Here is a 19100-nt window from a genome sequence, read left to right on the forward strand (position 1 = left end):
AAGTCTCAAACTAGAGACTCCACTTAACATTAGAACAGTTTGTTTGTAGGAACTGCAGCATACAGTAAGGGATCGACGAAAGAAGTATCTGTCGTTTCAGTCAGGGAACTCACCATTCTCTCCGGCTCAGGAGCGTAAAAATTGCTAACAACATTATTCCCCGATAAAAAGCGGGTAACTATGCTGCTGTCGGAAGTGACTGAGCCACCACCATCAAGCAGCTCATCATCAGCGAAGCTAGAAGCAGTTACCACACCCGGGCCACCTGTCACCAGATCGACTGGCCTCGCTACCTCCACCGTAGGCACTGTGTTAGGGCCAGGCACGTCAAAGCTAACCGGGTTGGGCCCAGTTGGGATAGGGAACGGGTTATTAACGCTCGCATCGAAGACTTCCAAAACCGAGTAAGTGGCTGGAGACAAATTATTAAACCGAGCAATACCAGCAGCATCAGTTCTCACCAGCGGTTCTGTTGCAGCATCATAGCGGCCGTTGTCGTTCAAATCCAAGGTGAATGGTATATTGGAAAGGGGCTCTTCATTGGGGTCCCGTACACCGTTGCGGTTGTCATCTCGGAATTTAGGAACCAAGAGGTCATAGCGGCGAGAGTTACCGACCAAAGCACAAGTAAAGGTTTGATTCGCACCGAGAACAACATCCACCGGTTGAGTCGTTTGGAAGTAACCAGGAGGCGTTACTTCTCGAATGCTGTAATTGCCGGGGCGCAAATTGTTGAATGCAAAGGTACCAAACTGATCGGTAGTAGTAGTGGGTTCATTTGCTTGCAACTGACCGTCACCATTGCTATCGATAAAAATGGTGACACCAGGAATAGCTGGTTCATTCCCATCTCGATAACCGTTCAGGTTGAAGTCCTCAAACTTACACCCGGTGATGTTGCTGTTAGGTGTGTTGGCAAAGGTAACGTTGGCATCCTGAGTGCTGAGGGTCACATCGACGCGATCTGCCGTAGAAGGGGAGAAATTGGGCTGTGCAACTTCCCTGACGACATAGTTGCCTGTTGCCAAGTTGGTAAAGGCACCTCTCCCCTGGGCATTTGTCGTGATTTGCTGTTCTCCAGCGTCGGCAGTGCCATTGTTATTGGTGTCGAGGAAGACAGTGACACCGCTAATTGGCGCTTCACCTTGAGTTGGTTCAAAGCGACCATTGGCATTCAGGTCATTGTATTTGAAGACAGTGATGTTCGGTCGAGTGTTGCCCACACCGGCATTGTTGCCAATACCCTGAGTTGCTCCCACAGGAGTAAAGGTAAGTGATGGCGATGGGTTGGGCGCTGGTAAAGTTGTAACTGGCGCTGCAAAAATCGGCCGCTCACCAGTGGTGGCGATCGATCTTTCACCTGGTTGTTGAACGCCGTCGCGGTTGGTGTCTACGAATTTAGGGTCGTTTGGTTTCAGCGTGTAGGTTGAGTCTGCTACTAGCAGCGGTTGCTCTCTGCTGATAGTACCCTGGAATCGCGCCTGTGGCCCTGGTGCCGAAACCAGAGCGGGGTTGGGAGTGGTTGCTACTGGAGCATTCAGGTTTCCTGGGGCACCGCCACCTACTTCTGCAGGCAGTACACCTGGAAAAATTTCCAACACTCTGTAATCGCCAGCTCGCAAATCCTTGAAGGTAACTACTCCGTTCGCATCTGTGATGGCTATCGGTTCGGAGCCTGCTCCATCCCAGCGACCGTTCCCGTTCACATCTAAAATAAACGGTACTCGGGCAATGGCGGGTTCCAATTCTCCACTAACCACATTTCGCGTGCCGCTGCGGTCTATGTCTCGAAATTTGTTAACTTCAATTTGATAGAGCGGAGTATCGCCAACTTGAGCGCAGGCAAAGGTTTGACCTGCTGCTACCGTCACGTCCAGTACCGGAACGTTGCCGGGGGGAGTGCTTTGGGGAAAATCTTGTGTTTCTAAGGGTTCTGCGTCCGTAGCATTAACTTCTAGTCCGGTAACAGAACTAATCTGTCGTCTGATCCGTTCTTCCCGAATTTTGTAGCTTCCGGGTAATACGTTGAACGACCATCCACCATTTTTGTCTGTTAAAGTGTTCTGTTCCCCTGCATCGCGTTGACCGTTGCCATTTGAATCAATATATATCCTGACATTTTTAATCCCCGGTTCATTCCCATCTCGGAAGCCGTCGGCATCTATGTCTAAGTATTTGCATCCTACGATACGACTGCCTGTAACTGGTGGAACTCCCGCGTTGCCAAAGAAAACGTTGACATTTCGGTTGCCGAGAGTGACAGCCAGGGGGTTGGGAGTAGTAGCGGTGAAACCAGCAGGTAGTACCGTTTCGGTGAGTACGTAATTGCCAGGGGCAAGATTTATGAATGAGAACGCGCCGTTAGCGTCCGTCGTGGTTGAGACTTCGCCAGTACCAGCATTAAATACACCGTTGCTGCTTGTTGCTGGTTCGAGGAGGATGGGGATATTTCCCAGACCTGGTTCATTGGGCTGTCTGACCCCATCTCGGTTCAGGTCATTGAACTTGATGCCTAAAATTGCCGGGCCAGCATTTCCAACCACAACTGGCTGTAGTTGCTGGGCAATGCGCTCTTGCTCTTCGTTAATTGAAGCCATGATTTCTCTCCTTCACACCTAAATCCACGTAAATTACAGACTACTGTATGGGTTGTAACTTGCTGAGTAGTTTTTACTAATAGCTGACAACCGCTACTCGATTTTACATACGTCTGCACTTGAGGTAATGTTCCCATCTCACACAACAATGCCTCAAGCTTTGTCGCTGGCAAGTATATCAGGTTTTGAAGAGCCCTGGCAATTTGAGGGCAACATCTTCATGATTTGCACGCCTTCTGTGTCCGTACATACTTGCTGTTTCGAGCTTTAAAAAGCCTAAGACTGAGTGCTCCCCCCTGATATCTAGTCCGGCTGCATCGTTCTTGTTTGTCATGGTTCGCTGTGGATGGCGATCGCAGCCTCAGCGATTGCCTCTTCACAGCGAACTATGAGCGATCGAGCTACCGGACTTGATATGACTTGCTTTGCCTGCAAATACGCCGATCGGGTTTGGGGGAATTACCTGATAGTTTCTCACTTACAGAGATGCTACTGCCTCTGAATATTGCACCCAATATACAAGCCAGCTTCGGATTTGCCGGAACTTAGGCTTGAGTGTTGGAGGTTGCCAACAATAGGGTATCACGCGATCGCCCTTTAACCTCTTCCTGAGTTTTATCTGCGGTTTGGGATTCTGGGCGATCGAGCTTTGTGTCACCCTACATAACCCCGAAATCTCTCGCGGCCACAGTGCTGACCGAGTTCCCGATCGCCCCTTTAATTAATTCATTTTTATTGACAAATTCACCGATTTGTGCATGAGAACCCATACCCACATTTTCTTGCCCAAAGTTAGGAAGATCGCCTAAATTCGCAACAGGTCGATCGACCCCAAAATCACTAATTTGATAACTACTATCACGAGCCGAACTCAAAAGCAAGCTATCCGTCCCCATATTACCCAAAGGTTCCCCCGCATAGCTGCTGCCATCCGTCAGCCGATCGCCCTTCAAGGATTTAGCCGAATTACCCTCAGCCTCTCCCGTCAGCAAATCGATGCTGCTAGCCCGAATATCTGCCGACACAACAACCACCGCAGGCGGAGTCGTTTGAATGAAACCGGGCGGCGGAACTTCGCGGACAACATAACTACCTACAGGAACGTTACGGAAACTGTAATTGCCCTGAACATCGCTGAGGGTACTCGCTTCGCCCGGATCTAAACTGCTGTTGTTGTTGAGGTCGATGTAAATTTGAGTATTGGCGATCGGCGGTTCCCCAGGATCTAGGCGGCCGTTGGCGTTAAAATCGTTGAATTTCACACCGCTGATCGTGCCAGTCACCAACACGTTACCAAAGCTGAGATTAGTGGCATTTGTGCCGTTGCCCACGGTGATCGGAGTCGGATTGGGCGTAGTTTGTCGAAAACCGGGCTGCGGGACTTCCCGGACCACATAAGTCCCTTGAGGCAAATTGATAAAAGAGAAATTACCTTCAGGGTTGGTTAAAGTCGAAGGTTCGCCCGGATCTAAACTGCCGTTGTTGTTGAAATCAAGGTAAATCGGCCAGTTGGCAACTCTCGGTTCCGTCGGTTCGTTGATACCGTTACCGTTGAGGTCGTTGAACTTGAAGCCGCTGATGCTGCCGGTAGGAAAATTGTTGCCGAAATTGACGCCGACAACGTTGGTATTGCCGATGATGTCGATCGGGCCTGGATTTGGCGTAGTCTGTACCCATCCCGGTTGCTGGGCTTCCCTCACCAAATATCGGCCGGGAGAAACATTGGCAAAAGTGTAGTTGCCTTGCGGGTTTGTGATGGTGTTGGGTTCGCCCGGATCAAAGCTGCCGTTGCCGTTGAGGTCGATGTAAATTGGCCAGTTGGTCAGAGGCGGGTCTGTCGCATCTCGGACGCTGTTGGCATTGAGGTCGTTGTATTTGAGACCGCTGATGCTGCCGACAAAAAAGACATTGCCAAAATTGATGTTGTTGACAGTGGCATTGGAAGTAACGTTAACCGGGCCGGGGTCAGGCGTGGTTTGGCGAAAACCCGGTTGCTGGACTTCTCTTACCAAATATGTATCTGCGGGAATATTGACAAAAGCGTAATTGCCTTCAACGTTTGTAAAAGTAAAAGGTTCGCCGCCGTCGAGCCTGTTGTTGCGGTTGAGGTCGAGGTAAATTTGCCAGTTAGCTAGCCCTTGTTCGCCCGGATCTCGGCTGCTGTTGTTGTTGATGTCGTTGAATTTTGTGCCTGCGATCGTCCCAGCATTAAAGTTGTTACCAAAATTAATATTGCCAGCGTTTGTCCCGCTGGTAATTGTGATGGGTGCGGGATTTGGGGTAGTTTGGCGAAAGTTCGGCTGCTGGACTTCCCTAACTTGGTAAGTTCCCGGCGGCAGGTTGCCGAAGATGTAGTTGCCTTGCGGGTTGGTGAAAGCGGAAGGTTCGTTAAATTCTAGCTGGCCGTTGTTGTTGAGGTCGAGGTAGATTTGCCAGTTGGGAATGGGAACTTCTCCGGGATCTGGGAGGCCGTTGGCGTTGAAGTCGTTGTATTTGGTGCCGCTGATGCTGCCGACTTGGAAGTTCCCGATGTTGACGTTGCCGATGTCTATTTGGCTGGCGGTTCTGGATTCGGACATGGTGTTGCTGGGGCCCAATGAACGCGGTTCAATGTTTTCTGTAGGGCAATCTAGCAGTTTTTTTGCCAATTGCAGCTATTTCAGGGGATAATTTTTTTGATCGGAGGGAAGGACTGGGAATCAAAAATGCCCGATGCCCGATGCCCCAGGCCCCATGCCCAATTCCCAATTTTTTCCAGATTTGATGTACGATCGCCACCAGTTTTGCAGAGGTCGAATTCCCAATGTCCCAAAACTTGACAGCAAGCTGGAATGAAGCCCGCGAGGTTCCGAGTTTGCTCTTAGGCTGGAGTTTGTGCGGTTTATTGGCAATAGGCTCGATCGCCCCTACTCCTGCTGCTGCACAGCTACCTACCTCCGAACAAGGTAACATTAACAGCCCGATCGCTCAAACAGGTGCGATCGTCCGCCCCACGCTCAAATTGGGCAGCCGTCGCAAGGAAGTGATCGAACTCCAAGCTGCTCTTAAACTATTGGGCTTTTACGTTGACACTGTAGACGGGATTTTCTCACAAAGCACCGCTATAGCTGTGTCTCAGTTCCAGGAAGCAGCAGGCTTGGCTCCCGACGCAATAGTTGGTCAAGATACTTGGAATCGGCTGTTTCCTGCGACTCCGAGCGCGCTCATCGAAAACCCCATCGCCAACGATCCTGTAACTGCCGACTACTCAGAGATTAACCCTCAAGTGCAGTCAACTAATTTTCCGGTTTTGAGAAGACGAATGCGGGGGGCCGCAGTCAGAGATTTGCAAGAAAGGCTGCGGGCCAAGGGATTTTTGCGGGTGAGTGCTGACGGCGTGTTTGGCCCGGAAACTCAAGCTGCTGTCAAGGCCGCTCAGCGACAATACCAATTGCCAGTAGACGGCATTGTCGGCCGCGCTACTTGGGAAGCTGTGCTGCGTTGACAGCAAGCCAATAGTGCCGACTATGCACGTTGCGGTATCGGGCGATAGTACAAATTGTTAATAATCGCTTTTGGAAGTATTTCATCACGTCAAAAAGTGTCAAGTTTGGTAAACAAAGTGTTTTTATGCGCGCAGTTGGTGTTAACTTAAAAACATGAGGGGCAAAACCAAGAAGCACAAAAAACTTGGATAAAAAATTTGGAATTAGAGTATTTGTCCCGATCGGCTCTAGTTCACAGGCAACGCCTGAACCCTGTAGCTTATTAGCAAAGAAAGGTTGACATTGCGCTCGGGATTTGTTAAATAGCTTGAGGCTATTGGATTAATCAAAAGTTGCGATCGCACAGTCAAACACAGAAGTCTGAATAGACTCCGCTGATAGCTAGCTCGTCCGCAGAGTAGTTGCAAAAAAGTCCACCTTAGTTGTAGTTTGCTGAAACTCAGCAGAGCTAAAAACCCACTTGAATCAACTGAATTTACAAACTTTTTAGGGTCTGGCATCCGATATGCTAGGCCCTAAAATTTTGTTGTTGGTTATTGGTTATTGGTTATTGGTTATTGGTTAAGCTCCTTTAAATGCCGAACAGCTTAGCCGGAAAGGATATTCCCAATGCCCAATGCCCAATGCCCAATGCCCAATGCCCAATGCCCAATGCCCAATGCCCAATGCCCAATAACTATTTAATCTCCTCAATTTGAGCATTCAAACCGTTAGCGTTGAGAATTTGTAGCAATTCCTCAGCTTTTTCGCGTTCCCGAAAAGCACCGGCTTGCATCACGGGTCGTCCGCTGGCAAAACTGCGAAAAGCACCGGGAACGAGGGATTGCATTTTTTGTCGATCGCGCCAACTGTCGGTATCCACCACAACTCGATACCGGAAACCCAAAGCTCTGGCTCGATCAAATGACGGCGAATTATCCGTGGAATCGGGCAAAGAATTCCCCCCTAAAGGTGCAGGTACATAGCCGCCCCTTCCGATCGGAATGTTGCGGCCCGGAACCGGCAATCTACCCTCAGAAGAAACCGAACTCGAACTATCAAAATTGGGAGGAATAATTGGTTGCTGTACCGAAATTTCCGAAACGGATCGAGAATTCGGATCGGACACAGGAATTGCGATCGCCCCTGGGACTACGGGTGAAGGTTCGGCATTCCTCGGAGAAAGCTCTTGTCGCAACTGAGGACTTCGCGGTGCGGGTTGATTTTGCACCTGTCGCCTGGAAACGGGCGCAGGTGGAGCAATAGGTGCTCCTTGAACTCTGGGACTTAGCCGCCCGGGAGTGTAAGCAGGGAGAGAAGTGTCTGGGCCACCGATGCTGGGAGGTCGATCGGCCCTTAGCTGCAAAGCACTTCCCCCCATTGGAGGCGGTGTAAAAGTTCCCGCCACATCAACCGATCCCGTAGTCCGGCTGCTCAACAATTGATTGCCGTAAGCGGGGATTACTTGACCTTTGGCTGCATTGTTGACATCGTACTGACCGTTGTTGCGAATGACATTGCCCCCCGGTTCGGCAGCAGTTCCCAAATCCGGCAGAGAGCTCGATATCGCCACAATTCCGTCCCGGCGATTACTCTCGATATAATTGTTACGCAGCACAGGTCTAGCATTAGCTTGCACCACCACGCCGTCCTTATTGCGAGTAATTTTGTTACCGATGAGCAGAGGCGAAGCGTTCTGCGCTACATTCACCCCAAATCCCGTGTTTTCAAACACATTATCTCGAACTTCCGGCTGGGAACTCCCAAAAATCGTGATGCCGTTAGCTCCATTTTTCGAGAAAACATTCCCGCCAATCGTCGGCCTGGAAGTACCCACTACCGAAATGCCGTCGTGAGTGCTGCCAGAAAAAGTATTGTTGACAACCGTTGGAGAACTCGATTCGATCCACAAAGCGTAACCCCGATAGTTGGTATTCGTCACCGTCACCCCGCTGAGTCCCGCCCCATCTGCGCCTAAAATCGCAATATTTTGACCCGCCGAAGTCGGACTGATAAAGTATCCTCCGCCTTTGATGACAATATTCTGACCGCGAGTGTTGGGATTTCCCTGAACTGTCACGCTGGGCCTGAGCATTAATGGAAATTTTTCGCCGGTTTGCTCGCTGTAAGTACCGGGCGCTAGCAAAATCGCTGTTTTGGGCGGTGCCACGCTTAAGGCGTAGGTAAGGGTTTTAAACGGAGCTTGATCGCTGCCGTTGCCTCCTGTGTCGCTGCCCCCTGTCGAGCTGACGTAGAGTATGTTGATGTCGCTCTGCAGCGTCTGAGAAAGTAGCTGCACTCCCGGCATCCCGGCAGCGATAACTGACGGTTGATGGTTGCAAAGGGCGGTCATCGCAAAAACGAGCAGAAGACAAGAACTCAAACAAGATTTTGGCGATCGCTTTTCTTTGCACTCGCTATATTGAGAATTTAGGAGCATAAATAAACCCCACTGATTTGCGATCCGAGTTCCGCTTCCCGAGTTCGCTGTCGGGTTTTCGCGATCGAACTTTGATTTCACCCGCCTGCTGGGTTTTTCTTCTGTTAATCTTTTGTGTTGTTCTGCTAACCTCACGGCTCTCCTCCGAAGTGTGGTATGCAGTTTAACGATTCCACTCTCATCAAGTTTGATCTATTATGCTTTGTTTTCATCAAACTTAAAAAAATATTGTCGAATTTACATTGGTTTATGCCAAAATTAAGCCGCCTGCTTTGCCACAATCTTGAGGGCGTGGGAGAATATAGCGGTTTGACTGGTAGGATTAATTATAATTAGGGTGGTTCTGAATGACCGACAAACAAAACAGAACTTTACCGGCACAGCCAGCCCTCTGCCGGATTTTAGATGCAAATTTAGATCGATCGCGCGAAGGGTTGAGAATTATTGAAGAATGGTGCAGGTTTGGTCTCAATAACGCCGATTTAGCCCTCGTGTGCAAGCAACTGCGTCAAGAATTGGCTGCTTGGCACGTCGCAGAACTTCGCAGTGCTAGGGATACGCCGGCTGATCCGGGTACGGAGTTGACTCACCCGCAGGAAGAGCAGCGTTCGAGCATTCAGCAGCTACTGGAGGCGAATTTCTGTCGGGTGGAAGAAGCTCTGCGGGTACTCGAAGAGTATGGCAAAATTTACGATCGCAATATGGGCGCGGCTTTTAAGCAGATGCGCTATCGGGTTTATACTCTCGAAAGCGATTTGCTGGCTTACCGGCGCTACCAGCAGTTACTTCGATCGCAGTTATACCTTGTAACTTCGCCGAGAGACAACTTGTTGGGAGTTGTGGAAGCTGCTTTGCAAGGCGGACTGACTTTGGTGCAGTACCGCGACAAAACCTCAGACGACGGGGTAAAGTTGGCTAACGCGCGTAAGCTTTGCGAACTTTGTCACCGCTATGATGCTTTGCTGATTGTGAACGATCGCGTGGATTTTGCGATCGCAGCGGATGCCGACGGCGTACACTTAGGACAGGGAGATTTGCCTGTGGCGGAAGCGCGCAAGTTGCTCGGCCCGGGACGGATCATCGGTTGTTCGACTACGAACGGCGAGGAAATGCAGCGAGCTATTGATGCGGGAGCAGATTATATTGGAGTTGGGCCGGTTTACTCCACTCCTACTAAACCTGATAAACAGGCGGCGGGTTTGGACTATGTGCGGTATGCTGCTACTAAGTCGCCGATTCCGTGGTTTGCGATCGGCGGAATTGATATCAACAACATCGATGAAATATTGAATGCCGGAGCTCAAAGGGTTGCCATAGTACGCGCAATCATGGAAGCAGAACAGCCTACTTTAGTCACGCAGTTTTTCATCTCGCAGTTGATTCGGATGCAGAATCTGAAAGCTCAAAAAGCTTTGCACGGAAAAAGCTAGGTTTATTGGCGATTCGTAGGGCGGGTTTAGCACAGGAAATCTGTGCATCAAATATAATTTTGTTACAAAACCCGCCCTGAAAACTGATATTTTACTTATGATAAATCAAATTGCGCTGCAAGTTAACGGAGAAACCCGCAATTGTGCGATCGACACACCGTTACCCGAATTACTAAAACAATTGGGATTAAACCCGCGCTTGGTGGCTGTGGAGTACAACGGCGAAATTCTGCACAAACAATTTTGGGAAACTACAGACATCAAAGAGGGCGACATCTTAGAAGTTGTCACAATTGTCGGAGGAGGTTAGCCACTAATTAGCTAATCAATTTTTGTTCTCTCGCCATTGTGTCATTCAGCACCACCACAGAAGTCGCAGATAAATTCCAAGTTTCGATGGTAGGGTGGAGTGCTTTTTTGAGCGCATCCTGTAGCGGTGCTAGCCAGGCCTCTTGATGTCCGTTGATAACCAGTATTAAGCGAAAATCAACTTTTTCGAGATCCACGTTTGAAAGGAGTTAGGCAATTCTTCCCAGGTAGAATGGCGCTTTAGGCAAGTTGCCACACTCAACGTGAGCGAGTTGGTCAACTTCTCTTGAATTTCGAGGAGAAAATCATCGAAATTCGGCTGAGTTTCAGGCCGTGGGGAACTAGATTTTGCCTCAACAATCCATACTATAGACTCATCTTGGGAATGGAGCAGTAAGAACTCCGCTATCTTCACGCCTTCCTTGATTTTTTGGTAAGTTTCGCTTTTCTCAATGTAGAACCCACTTTCCGCAGGTCTTAACATAAAATCTGGAATTTTTGGCTAAAAAATGGCTATCTTCCATTCTATACAAGCGTTATAGCCACTGTATAGAAATATTAATTTTTGTTGATAATTATTTTTTTACGATCAATTTTTTTAGATTATTGAGAAATATTCTCAATTTAAATCTCTAGAATGACGTTTTATCGTCAAAATACTTTTAACTGTGTTAAGAAGTGCGGAATGTGGGGTAGAAGCAATCTCCTTCTGGGTAAGGGCCGAATGTCATGCCAGACTCAATAATTGGCTCAGTCGTCATTGCAATGCCAGCTCCACCTCTTCTTTGTAGAGCTGGATTGATTCGTCGATAATTGGGTTGTCTGGCAACCCTTCCCTGAGATTTGCGAGATCCCAACGATTATCTTTCACAGAAATTATTGGAATTGAGAGTCTATCCTTTTTCTGTGCAATGAGAAACAGTTTTTTGATGACAAAATAGGAGTGACTCGCCATGAAAAACTGGATTCCACACTCAGCTAACATGGCAATAATATCGAGAAACTTTGAAATTGCGGCTGGATGTAGTGCTGATTCTGGCTCATCGATGAAGATTACCGATTTTTGGTCAAGATAACGGTTCCCTAGTAAGGTGTCAAGAATGGAAATCTTCTTAATACCTTCTGCGGTTACGCCAATAGGGAACTTTTGATTCCCCTTCTTGAACTGCCAACGCCCCAAATTTTCATCATACTCAACCTTTCCCTCTAGAATCTCGCTTAGGTTCTTTCTGGACTTAGCAAACTGCTGGTAATTTCTGCCACCTGTAGGAGGTTGGCGCAGTGCTCGTGCTAAATCGAGATAGGTATCATCGAAACCAAAGGTCTTGCTCAGTTCGCGGGATTGTAGAATGATATGATGCAGGGAGAGAACTTCTTTTGTAGGTAAAAAAATAGAATTACTCATTCGAGGTGGAACATGATTTTCTAGAGTTTGGATATTTTTCGTGGTGTCTTTACCAAATCTATAAGAAAAATCTTGACCATCACAATTGAGCTTGAAAGATAGTGGTTCATCTGCTCCTTTGCTCACAAGGTCGCCGATTTTCTCTATCTCAAAAGTCCAATACAGTTTGTCTGCGAGTATTTCGGAAGCATTGCGTGGTTCGTTTCCCCGTTTATACTCTTCTAGGGTTCGCATAGCACTGTAAAGCGCTGTGAGCAGAATGGTTTTACCTGTTCCATTGCCGCCGATAATCAAATTAATGTGACCTAAGTTCTCGCACTTGAACTGATGGATAGGTCCAAAGTTCTTGAGTTCAAGGCTGTTTATCATCGGTTATTTCTCACAAAACTTGTCTACCAAACCTTAGATACCCGACTTCTTAAAGAAGTCGGGTATCTGGGTATATTGAGATAGAGAATCAGGAGGCAGAGCCTCTAGATATGTGTTCCCAGGCATAGCCTAGGAACGAATAATTAAACTGCGACAGCTTCAGCCACGGGCTCAGCCACAGGTGCTGCAACCACAGGATAAATGCTGACTTTCTTGCGAGTTTTGCCTTTTCTTTCAAAAGTCACCACACCGTCAATCATGGCAAACAAAGTATCATCTCTGCCGATACCAACATTATTACCGGGGTGAACTTTAGTGCCGCGTTGACGGATCAAAATGTTGCCAGCTTTGACAACTTGACCGCCGTACTTTTTGACACCCAGACGCTGAGAATTAGAGTCGCGTCCGTTACGTGTACTGCCTGTACCTTTCTTGTGGGCCATAATATCCTCAACTGTATTTACTATGTTTTATTCTGAATCAGTTTCGGCGGTTTGGGGAGTTTCAACAACTGCTTGAGTTAAGTCTCTGGCTGCTAAGACTGTACCGTTGACGCTAATCGAGTCAATCATAAAGCGAGTTGTTTCTTGACGGTGCCCTTTTTTCTTCCGAGTTTTCTTTTTCGGCTTCATCTTGTAGACGAGGACTTTGCGGCCCCGGAAATGCCGGAGAACCGTTCCTTCTACAGTGGCATTTTCTAGTAGAGGCTGGCCGATATGAACCTCGCCTTCGTGCTGGATCAGAAATACTTTGTCTATGGTGACTTTGGATTCAGCTTCAACGTGAAGCAGTTCGATGTCGTAGAAGCGGCCTGGTTCTACCCGAAATTGTTTGCCGCCGGTTTCAATGATTGCGTAAGTCATGGGATGGTTGTTGAGATTGCCGTACAGGTAGCTGATGAGTCATTGGTCATTGGTCGTTGTGGACTTTTGACTGCTGACTGCTCTCCAGCTTTTGGAATGTCTTAACCTGATCCGAGCCGGATTTAGACAGACAATCTACCATTATTCGCGATTTTGGTATTTTTGTCAAGTTCGATCGCGCCGGAAATTTCTAATTAGGGATAAAAATACAAGATGCTGTAACTTTTTTATCCCATTTCTCCAAAAGGTCGATCGAACTGGATTTAAGCAGTCGCAGAACATTTGCGCGATCGTAACAATTCCAAAGCTTGTTGTTTCACCCTACCTTCCATCACCTCTTTCTGCAAATTAATAAAAGCGTCAAAATCTTCTAAACCGTACTTAGTCATCTGCAACTGCTGTCGCAACTGTTCTTCTGCCTCAACCGTTAAGTAACCTGTTGCCAAAGCTTTTCGGACAATTTTACTGATTAAAGTCATAGTAGCTTCACCCTGAATACACCTACGTTAAAACACTGAAGTTTTGTCAACCGACTAACTCAGCTTTTAGTTTGTTTCATAATTACCCTTAAAATAGGTTAAATCTACCTTAAGGTCTATGTAAATAAAGTTATTTTTAATACATCCAGGAAACTTGAGCGATTTTAAATGTACAGTGCGATTAAGTTGATCTATTTAGTTTTTGCCCTAAGATATTATTCTTCGCTTGCGTTAAATCTACCTTAAGGCATAATTTAAACATAACGATTTGTGACATGGGAAATTGTATCGATTTTAAATAATGTAGAGTGCGCTTAAATAGGTATATTTAGTTTCTGTCTAACAACAGCCTCCATTCTCTGACAGCAAAAGGAGGAACCAGCAATTGTGTCTCATTGTGATTTTTCACAGGCAAACTCAACAGCAAAGGTCGATTACTTTCCAATTGTGTAATTATTGATTTGAAATCGTATTCTCCGACATTAATTGGCAAACCCGACTCGTTCCAAATATCATTTGCCTTGCCAATTTCGCGCTTGCCCGCCGCAACTTTCAGCGGAAAAGGATGCTGAAATTCTGTTCCGGGAAATCCTACTAATCTCAGATTTAAAGACTTTACTACTCCCGACTTGACTCGCTTGTACAAAACAACTTGCCATGCTTTGTCATCTTTATCACGCAGGCTTTGTACGGATCGGAACATTACTGTCTCGGCAGTTTCGGGATATTTGTGAATCGAAGCCAAAGCGGGCGGGCTGACAGCTAAGATTAGATACAAACACAAGATAATTACAGTTAAAGCCTTGAATAGGGAAGGTTTTGTACTGAGATTGTTCATAGGATGACCAAAATATCGCTTGTTACCCAAAAGTTTAATAGATAAAAAAGTAGGGTGCGTGCGGCGCACCCTACTACTCATTTTAAACCTAGATGAATCCAACTGCCTGCTTAGGCGGGGGGAAGAGCATAAAAAGCAACCCCCTCATCCCGGAAATCTGACCTCCCCTGTACCTGCCTCCGCTGGTTTGGGTCTGCTGTGAAAAAGTGTGTAATATTTTGGGAATTTTCCCGTTCCCTCGCCAGGTTGGTAAAACGAAAGACGGGTATCGCACCCGAAACTGCCGTGCTATATGAATTGAAAGCCTCCCCGTCAGCACGGAACTGGGGTAAGTTGTCGCGAACAAACTGTATCTCACCAGGTTTATTCGTATAGAAAAAGGTTCCTGATGCTGTATTGAAGAAGCGTTGAACCTTGGCGTTACCGGCGGCGGGAGCGATAAATTCATCGCCTTCACTCTGGTAACGAACAGGGTTGTTTAGTCGGTCATTTTTCTCTGTCGGGTCTGTGGTATAAAAATGCCCTCCTGCCACCTTGTCAAAGAAACGCCGGACGGGAAGATTGCCTGTTAGAGGGTCGCCGGGACCGCCTCCGATAATGTTGCCTTGTGCATCTAAAGTCGCACCTGTTACGGGGTCTTTCAAGGCGACAGTGCCAGTGGGAGTTGAAACCTGTAATGTGAAAGGCTCAGGAAGTGTTAAGAAACCGGGGCTAGTCACGCGGACTACATAGTCCACACCAGGCTGACTTGTAAGCGCCGCTATTTTTGAGTTTAGGCCGCCGCCGCCGCTATCATCATCCTCAGCAACAACAAAACCCGTATTAGCGACATTCGCACCCTTGCTGCCTTTGGGTACCTGAAAGACTTGCACGTAAGGGTCATAGTTACTGGTGCCCACATCTCTCAAAAGATCGATTGATATTGGCTGATTAACTAACTGTACCTCTAAGATGTAATCTTTAGCGCGAGTTGTTGCACCAGGAGCATCAAACGGGTCGGGAGTTGGGATAACCCTGTCTGTTGCAGTTAGCTGATTTCTCAGTTGAATTGATGCCATTTAAGCTGTCCTCTTAACTTTTCTGATAGCAAGTGTTATAAAATCCTGCTTTCTACATTTATAAAACACTCAAGACCGATAAGTTACCTAAGAGCTATTAGTATTTTTATTAGGTATTTGTGTGAGAAGTAGACCAGCATAGGGATGGGTTTTATTTACAATAAATTTTATAACGGATCTAAAATAACCTCACAAGCAAGTAAAAATACTTAATAAGTTAGATCTTTAATCTGGTAAAATCATAAGTAATTATGAGTGTGCTTCTGCTTGTGAATATACATGACACCTCCAAATAAACCCTTACAAATACCAGAACAGAAGTTTATAGAGGCTGCGACTTGGTGGAATCTCGAACAGTTATATGCAGACTTGACAGTGGCAAAGCAAGAGTACGCTAGCAGTGGAAAGCAGCGACTAACTCCTTTAGAAAAAACTTACCTGCGAGGATTGCTTTGCAATTATAGTCCGGTGGAAATCGCCGCCGCACTCCATCGCGACTGTGCGGGTATTAGAGTAGACTTATCGAGAGGGCTGTATCGCTACATAGAAGTTTTGACGCTGCAACAACCGAAAGACTGGAAAGAAATCCCAACTATGTTAGAAATATTTGGTTATAAACAAAAGATTCATGGAGAAATGTTCCATCCTAAATTCATAAATTCTACCCAAACTCGCATCGAAAATCGAACTAAATGGGGGCTGGCGGTGGATACGTCTATTTTCTACGGGCGTACAACAGAACTGGCTAACTTAGAGCAATGGATTTTACAAGAAAACTGTCGCTTAGTTACTATATTGGGTATGGGGGGCATTGGCAAAACTGCTTTAGCATCTAAGCTAACAGATATGATTAAACACCAGTTTGAGTGCTTGATTTGGCTCAACCTTAGTCATGCACCTCTGTTGGCAGATACTCTGGTAAATTTAATCGAATTTTTATCAGATCAACCGCCAAACGATTTAGAGAAATTGCAGTTAATTACTCAGGATAAAAAATTTTTTCAAGCTGCGATATCGCAGCTTGAATTTTCCCTGGATCACCTAATTGCTTCCACAAATGCAATAGAACCGACAATCATCGCTGATGGTATCCAGCGGCTGATTCAGTGTTTACAAAAGCGTCGCTGCCTGATAATCTTAGATGAGTGGGAAGCTGTTTTCAGCACTGAGGAGTTAACAGGAAATTATCGAGAAGGATATCAAGTGTATGGGGAATTTTTGAAACAACTAGGAAAATCGCAGCATCAAAGTTGCTTGCTATTGACTAGCTGCGAAAAACCTAAAGAAATTGCAGCGTTAGAAGGTCAAAATCAACCTGTAAGGTCGTTGAAATTGGGTAGTTTGGGAGAAGCGGCTGTGGAAATCATTAAAAACAAGGGTTTGTCTGAAGAAGGTGAATACTCACAATTGATAGAGGCATACAGCGGCAATCCTTTAGCGTTAAAAATAGTAACCACAACTATTCATGATATGTTTGGGGACAGCATTGCTAAGTTTTTAAGAAATGGGCTGTTTCTGGGAGATTATAGCGATATGTTATCTCGGCAGTTTAATCGCTTATCAGCATTAGAAATCGAACTATTATACTGTATGGTGAAAGAAGTCAAGCCTGTTGATATTGAAAATTTGTACTCAGATATTCAGCAAGAGGGGGACTCAGAATTTTTTAATAAGACGTTGGAATCGCTTTTAAGGCGATCGCTAATTGAAACAGTCCAAGGCGAAAGTGAAACCCTGTTCGCGCTTCAACCTGCGATCAAGAAATATCTGATGTCTATGGCAAGATTGCCTAAGCTATAAATAATCTACCGAGGTGCTATTTCCAATCGGTTTCAGCTTGGGATAGCACGTAAGCTGAAACATTGATAATTTGTTGTTCCGACAAACGATCTTTGTAAGCGGGCATAATACCTTTGCCGTTGGTTACTAAGTTGGAAATATTGGCTATGGAATCCATGCCGTATTTTTTTAATGCTTTTTGTTTCAAGTTTTTGCCGCGCCTGATAATGTTGCTGCCGTTGATGTGACAGCCGGCACAGTTGGTGCTGAAGACTTCGGCTGCGGTTGCGGGATTTGTCGCTGTATCTGCGATCGCCATTTGGGAATTAGCAGCGATTTCTACAAATGCCAGTGTCAGTATTAATAGAACGGTGGCGAGGATTTTTTTTAAGTTATTTAGCGAAATCATCTATTTGCAGGTTGAAAAATAGTGCTACATTTGATGATAGCACTAAATACATAGCCGGAACAGGCAAGATGCCTGTTCCACAAAAAGTGAATTTTTATTCTACTTGTGGGGTGGGTTTCTAGCCCGCCTCTAAAGGCTTTATATTCATTCTTCCCAATCGAATGTGCGGGAAACTGCTTTTTTCCAAAAGCGATATTTTTGCTCGCGAAGTGCGATCGGCATTTTCGGTTCCCAAGTACAATCCACCGCCCAATTGTCCCGCAATTCCGCTAGCTGACTCCAAAAACCCACCGCCAAACCTGCCGCATAAGCAGCACCGAGTGCAGTAGTTTCTGCTACCACAGGCCGCACCACTGGCACTCCCAAAACATCGCTCTGAAACTGCATCAGCGTGTGATTTCCCACCATACCTCCGTCTACTTTTAAAGACAAAAGCTGCACTGCTGAATCCTGATTCATCGCATCCAATACTTCTCGCGTTTGCCACGCTGTCGCTTCCAATACTGCGCGGGCAATGTGTGCCTTAGTCACGTAACGAGTTAAACCTGCAATTACTCCCCGCGCGCTGTCTTTCCAATAGGGTGCGTAGAGTCCAGAAAATGCCGGGACAACGTAAACTCCGCCGCTATCTTCGACTGTATTTGCTAAGGTTTCTACTTCCGCAGATGTGTTGATGATGCCCAAATTGTCCCGCAGCCACTGCACTAATGCTCCGGCGATCGCAATACTGCCTTCCAAAGCATACACAGCGGGCGATTCTCCCATCTTGTAGGCGACTGTTGTCAGTAATCCTTGCTTTGAAGGGACGATCGTCTCACCAGTATTCAGCAGCATAAAACAGCCCGTACCGTAAGTATTTTTCGCCTCCCCAACACTGAAACAAGTTTGCCCCACCAAAGCCGCCTGCTGATCCCCCAAAGCAGCAGCAATTGGAACACCATCTAACAATCCTTTTGCAGTGCCAAAAACTTGACTCGAAGGGCGAATTTCTGGCAGCATCTGGCGGGGAATTGCCATTATTTCCAAAGTTTCGGCATCCCAATCGAGCGTTTGCAAATCCATCAGCATCGTGCGACTGGCGTTGGTAACATCGGTAATGTGCGCGCCGCCAGTCAGGTGCCAAATCAGAAAAGTATCGACATTGCCAAAAATCGCATCCCCTTGATTTGCAGCTTCCCGCAATCCTGCGATATTGTCCAGCATCCACTTAATTTTCGGCCCGCTGAAATAAGTTGCCAGCGGCAAACCGCATCGTTTTTGAAATCGATTTTTGCCCTCGACTTCAGCTAATTTTTCGCAAATTTGGTGAGTGCGGGTATCTTGCCAAACAATCGCATTTCCGTAAGCTTTGCCAGTTTTTCTGTCCCAAACAATTGTAGTTTCGCGCTGGTTGGTAATACCGAGTGCAGCAATATCTTTGGGGTCGATATTGCCGATTTCGAGGGCATTTTTAATCACGCTTTGGGTGCGCTGCCAAATTTCATCGGGATTGTGTTCAACCCATCCTGGTTGCGGATAGATTTGCTGGTGTTCTTGTTGGTTGCTGCAAATTCTCTGTCCCAGGCGATCGAATATGATAAATCTGGTGCTGGTGGTTCCTTGGTCGATCGCTGCTACGTATTTTTTTACCAATTGTCTAAAATATTTTTAGTAATGAGCT

Annotated in this window: 16 protein-coding genes; 4 read left to right on the forward strand and 12 right to left on the reverse strand. The window is 46.7% G+C overall.

What is annotated here, in order from left to right:
• Positions 1-29 precede the first annotated feature (29 nt).
• Positions 30-2597, reverse strand: coding sequence for an SdrD B-like domain-containing protein (locus QUB08_RS04195; RefSeq protein ID WP_333223594.1), 2568 nt, complete (start codon positions 2595-2597; stop codon positions 30-32).
• A 659-nt stretch (positions 2598-3256) separates the two neighbouring features.
• Positions 3257-5176 carry an SdrD B-like domain-containing protein gene (locus tag QUB08_RS04200; protein WP_333223595.1) on the reverse strand — a complete coding sequence of 640 codons (1920 nt, stop codon included), beginning with the start codon at positions 5174-5176 and terminating at the stop codon, positions 3257-3259.
• A gap of 224 nt (positions 5177-5400) precedes the next feature.
• On the opposite strand from QUB08_RS04200, the gene QUB08_RS04205 reads away from it, so the two are divergent.
• Positions 5401-6081: a peptidoglycan-binding protein gene (locus QUB08_RS04205; RefSeq protein ID WP_333223596.1), complete on the forward strand. Its 681-nt coding sequence runs from the start codon at positions 5401-5403 to the stop codon at positions 6079-6081.
• Between the two features lie 677 nt (positions 6082-6758).
• Here the strand turns inward: QUB08_RS04205 and QUB08_RS04210 are convergent.
• Positions 6759-8636 (reverse strand): DUF1565 domain-containing protein, encoded by a 1878-nt coding sequence (locus QUB08_RS04210; protein ID WP_333223597.1) that lies wholly within the window; start codon positions 8634-8636, stop codon positions 6759-6761.
• A gap of 212 nt (positions 8637-8848) precedes the next feature.
• Between QUB08_RS04210 and QUB08_RS04215 the strand changes: the two genes are divergently transcribed.
• Entirely contained in the window at positions 8849-9931 is a 1083-nt protein-coding gene (locus QUB08_RS04215; protein ID WP_333223598.1) for a thiamine phosphate synthase, read from the forward strand.
• 97 nt (positions 9932-10028) lie between these two features.
• Positions 10029-10241: a sulfur carrier protein ThiS gene (gene thiS / locus QUB08_RS04220; protein ID WP_333223599.1), complete on the forward strand. Its 213-nt coding sequence runs from the start codon at positions 10029-10031 to the stop codon at positions 10239-10241.
• Between the two features lie 7 nt (positions 10242-10248).
• Here the strand turns inward: thiS and QUB08_RS04225 are convergent, their stop codons facing one another.
• The 7 genes from QUB08_RS04225 to QUB08_RS04255 all read right to left on the reverse strand — a co-directional run bounded on the left by QUB08_RS04225 (position 10249) and on the right by QUB08_RS04255 (position 15252).
• Positions 10249-10437 carry a hypothetical protein gene (locus QUB08_RS04225; RefSeq protein WP_333223600.1) on the reverse strand — a complete coding sequence of 63 codons (189 nt, stop codon included), beginning with the start codon at positions 10435-10437 and terminating at the stop codon, positions 10249-10251.
• A gap of 560 nt (positions 10438-10997) precedes the next feature.
• Positions 10998-12014 (reverse strand): ATP-binding protein, encoded by a 1017-nt coding sequence (locus QUB08_RS04230; RefSeq protein ID WP_333223601.1) that lies wholly within the window; start codon positions 12012-12014, stop codon positions 10998-11000.
• 143 nt (positions 12015-12157) lie between these two features.
• Positions 12158-12457, reverse strand: coding sequence for a 50S ribosomal protein L27 (gene rpmA, locus QUB08_RS04235; RefSeq protein WP_190738131.1), 300 nt, complete (start codon positions 12455-12457; stop codon positions 12158-12160).
• Positions 12458-12484: 27 nt separating this feature from the next.
• Positions 12485-12877 (reverse strand): 50S ribosomal protein L21, encoded by a 393-nt coding sequence (rplU, locus tag QUB08_RS04240; RefSeq protein ID WP_333036112.1) that lies wholly within the window; start codon positions 12875-12877, stop codon positions 12485-12487.
• A 263-nt stretch (positions 12878-13140) separates the two neighbouring features.
• Positions 13141-13356 (reverse strand): hypothetical protein, encoded by a 216-nt coding sequence (locus QUB08_RS04245; protein ID WP_333145179.1) that lies wholly within the window; start codon positions 13354-13356, stop codon positions 13141-13143.
• 328 nt (positions 13357-13684) lie between these two features.
• Positions 13685-14194: a DUF3122 domain-containing protein gene (locus tag QUB08_RS04250; RefSeq protein WP_333223602.1), complete on the reverse strand. Its 510-nt coding sequence runs from the start codon at positions 14192-14194 to the stop codon at positions 13685-13687.
• 110 nt (positions 14195-14304) lie between these two features.
• Positions 14305-15252 (reverse strand): hypothetical protein, encoded by a 948-nt coding sequence (locus QUB08_RS04255; protein WP_333223603.1) that lies wholly within the window; start codon positions 15250-15252, stop codon positions 14305-14307.
• A 279-nt stretch (positions 15253-15531) separates the two neighbouring features.
• Between QUB08_RS04255 and QUB08_RS04260 the strand changes: the two genes are divergently transcribed.
• On the forward strand, positions 15532-17052 hold the full coding sequence (locus tag QUB08_RS04260; RefSeq protein ID WP_333223604.1) for an NB-ARC domain-containing protein: 1521 nt from the start codon (positions 15532-15534) through the stop codon (positions 17050-17052).
• 16 nt (positions 17053-17068) lie between these two features.
• Here the strand turns inward: QUB08_RS04260 and QUB08_RS04265 are convergent, their stop codons facing one another.
• Positions 17069-17440, reverse strand: coding sequence for a c-type cytochrome (locus QUB08_RS04265; RefSeq protein ID WP_333223605.1), 372 nt, complete (start codon positions 17438-17440; stop codon positions 17069-17071).
• Positions 17441-17584: 144 nt separating this feature from the next.
• Positions 17585-19072: a glycerol kinase GlpK gene (glpK, locus tag QUB08_RS04270; protein WP_333223606.1), complete on the reverse strand. Its 1488-nt coding sequence runs from the start codon at positions 19070-19072 to the stop codon at positions 17585-17587.
• Positions 19073-19100: the final 28 nt, after the last annotated feature.

It is taken from the genome of Microcoleus sp. BR0-C5, assembly GCF_036705045.1.
Lineage (GTDB): Bacteria > Cyanobacteriota > Cyanobacteriia > Cyanobacteriales > Microcoleaceae > Microcoleus.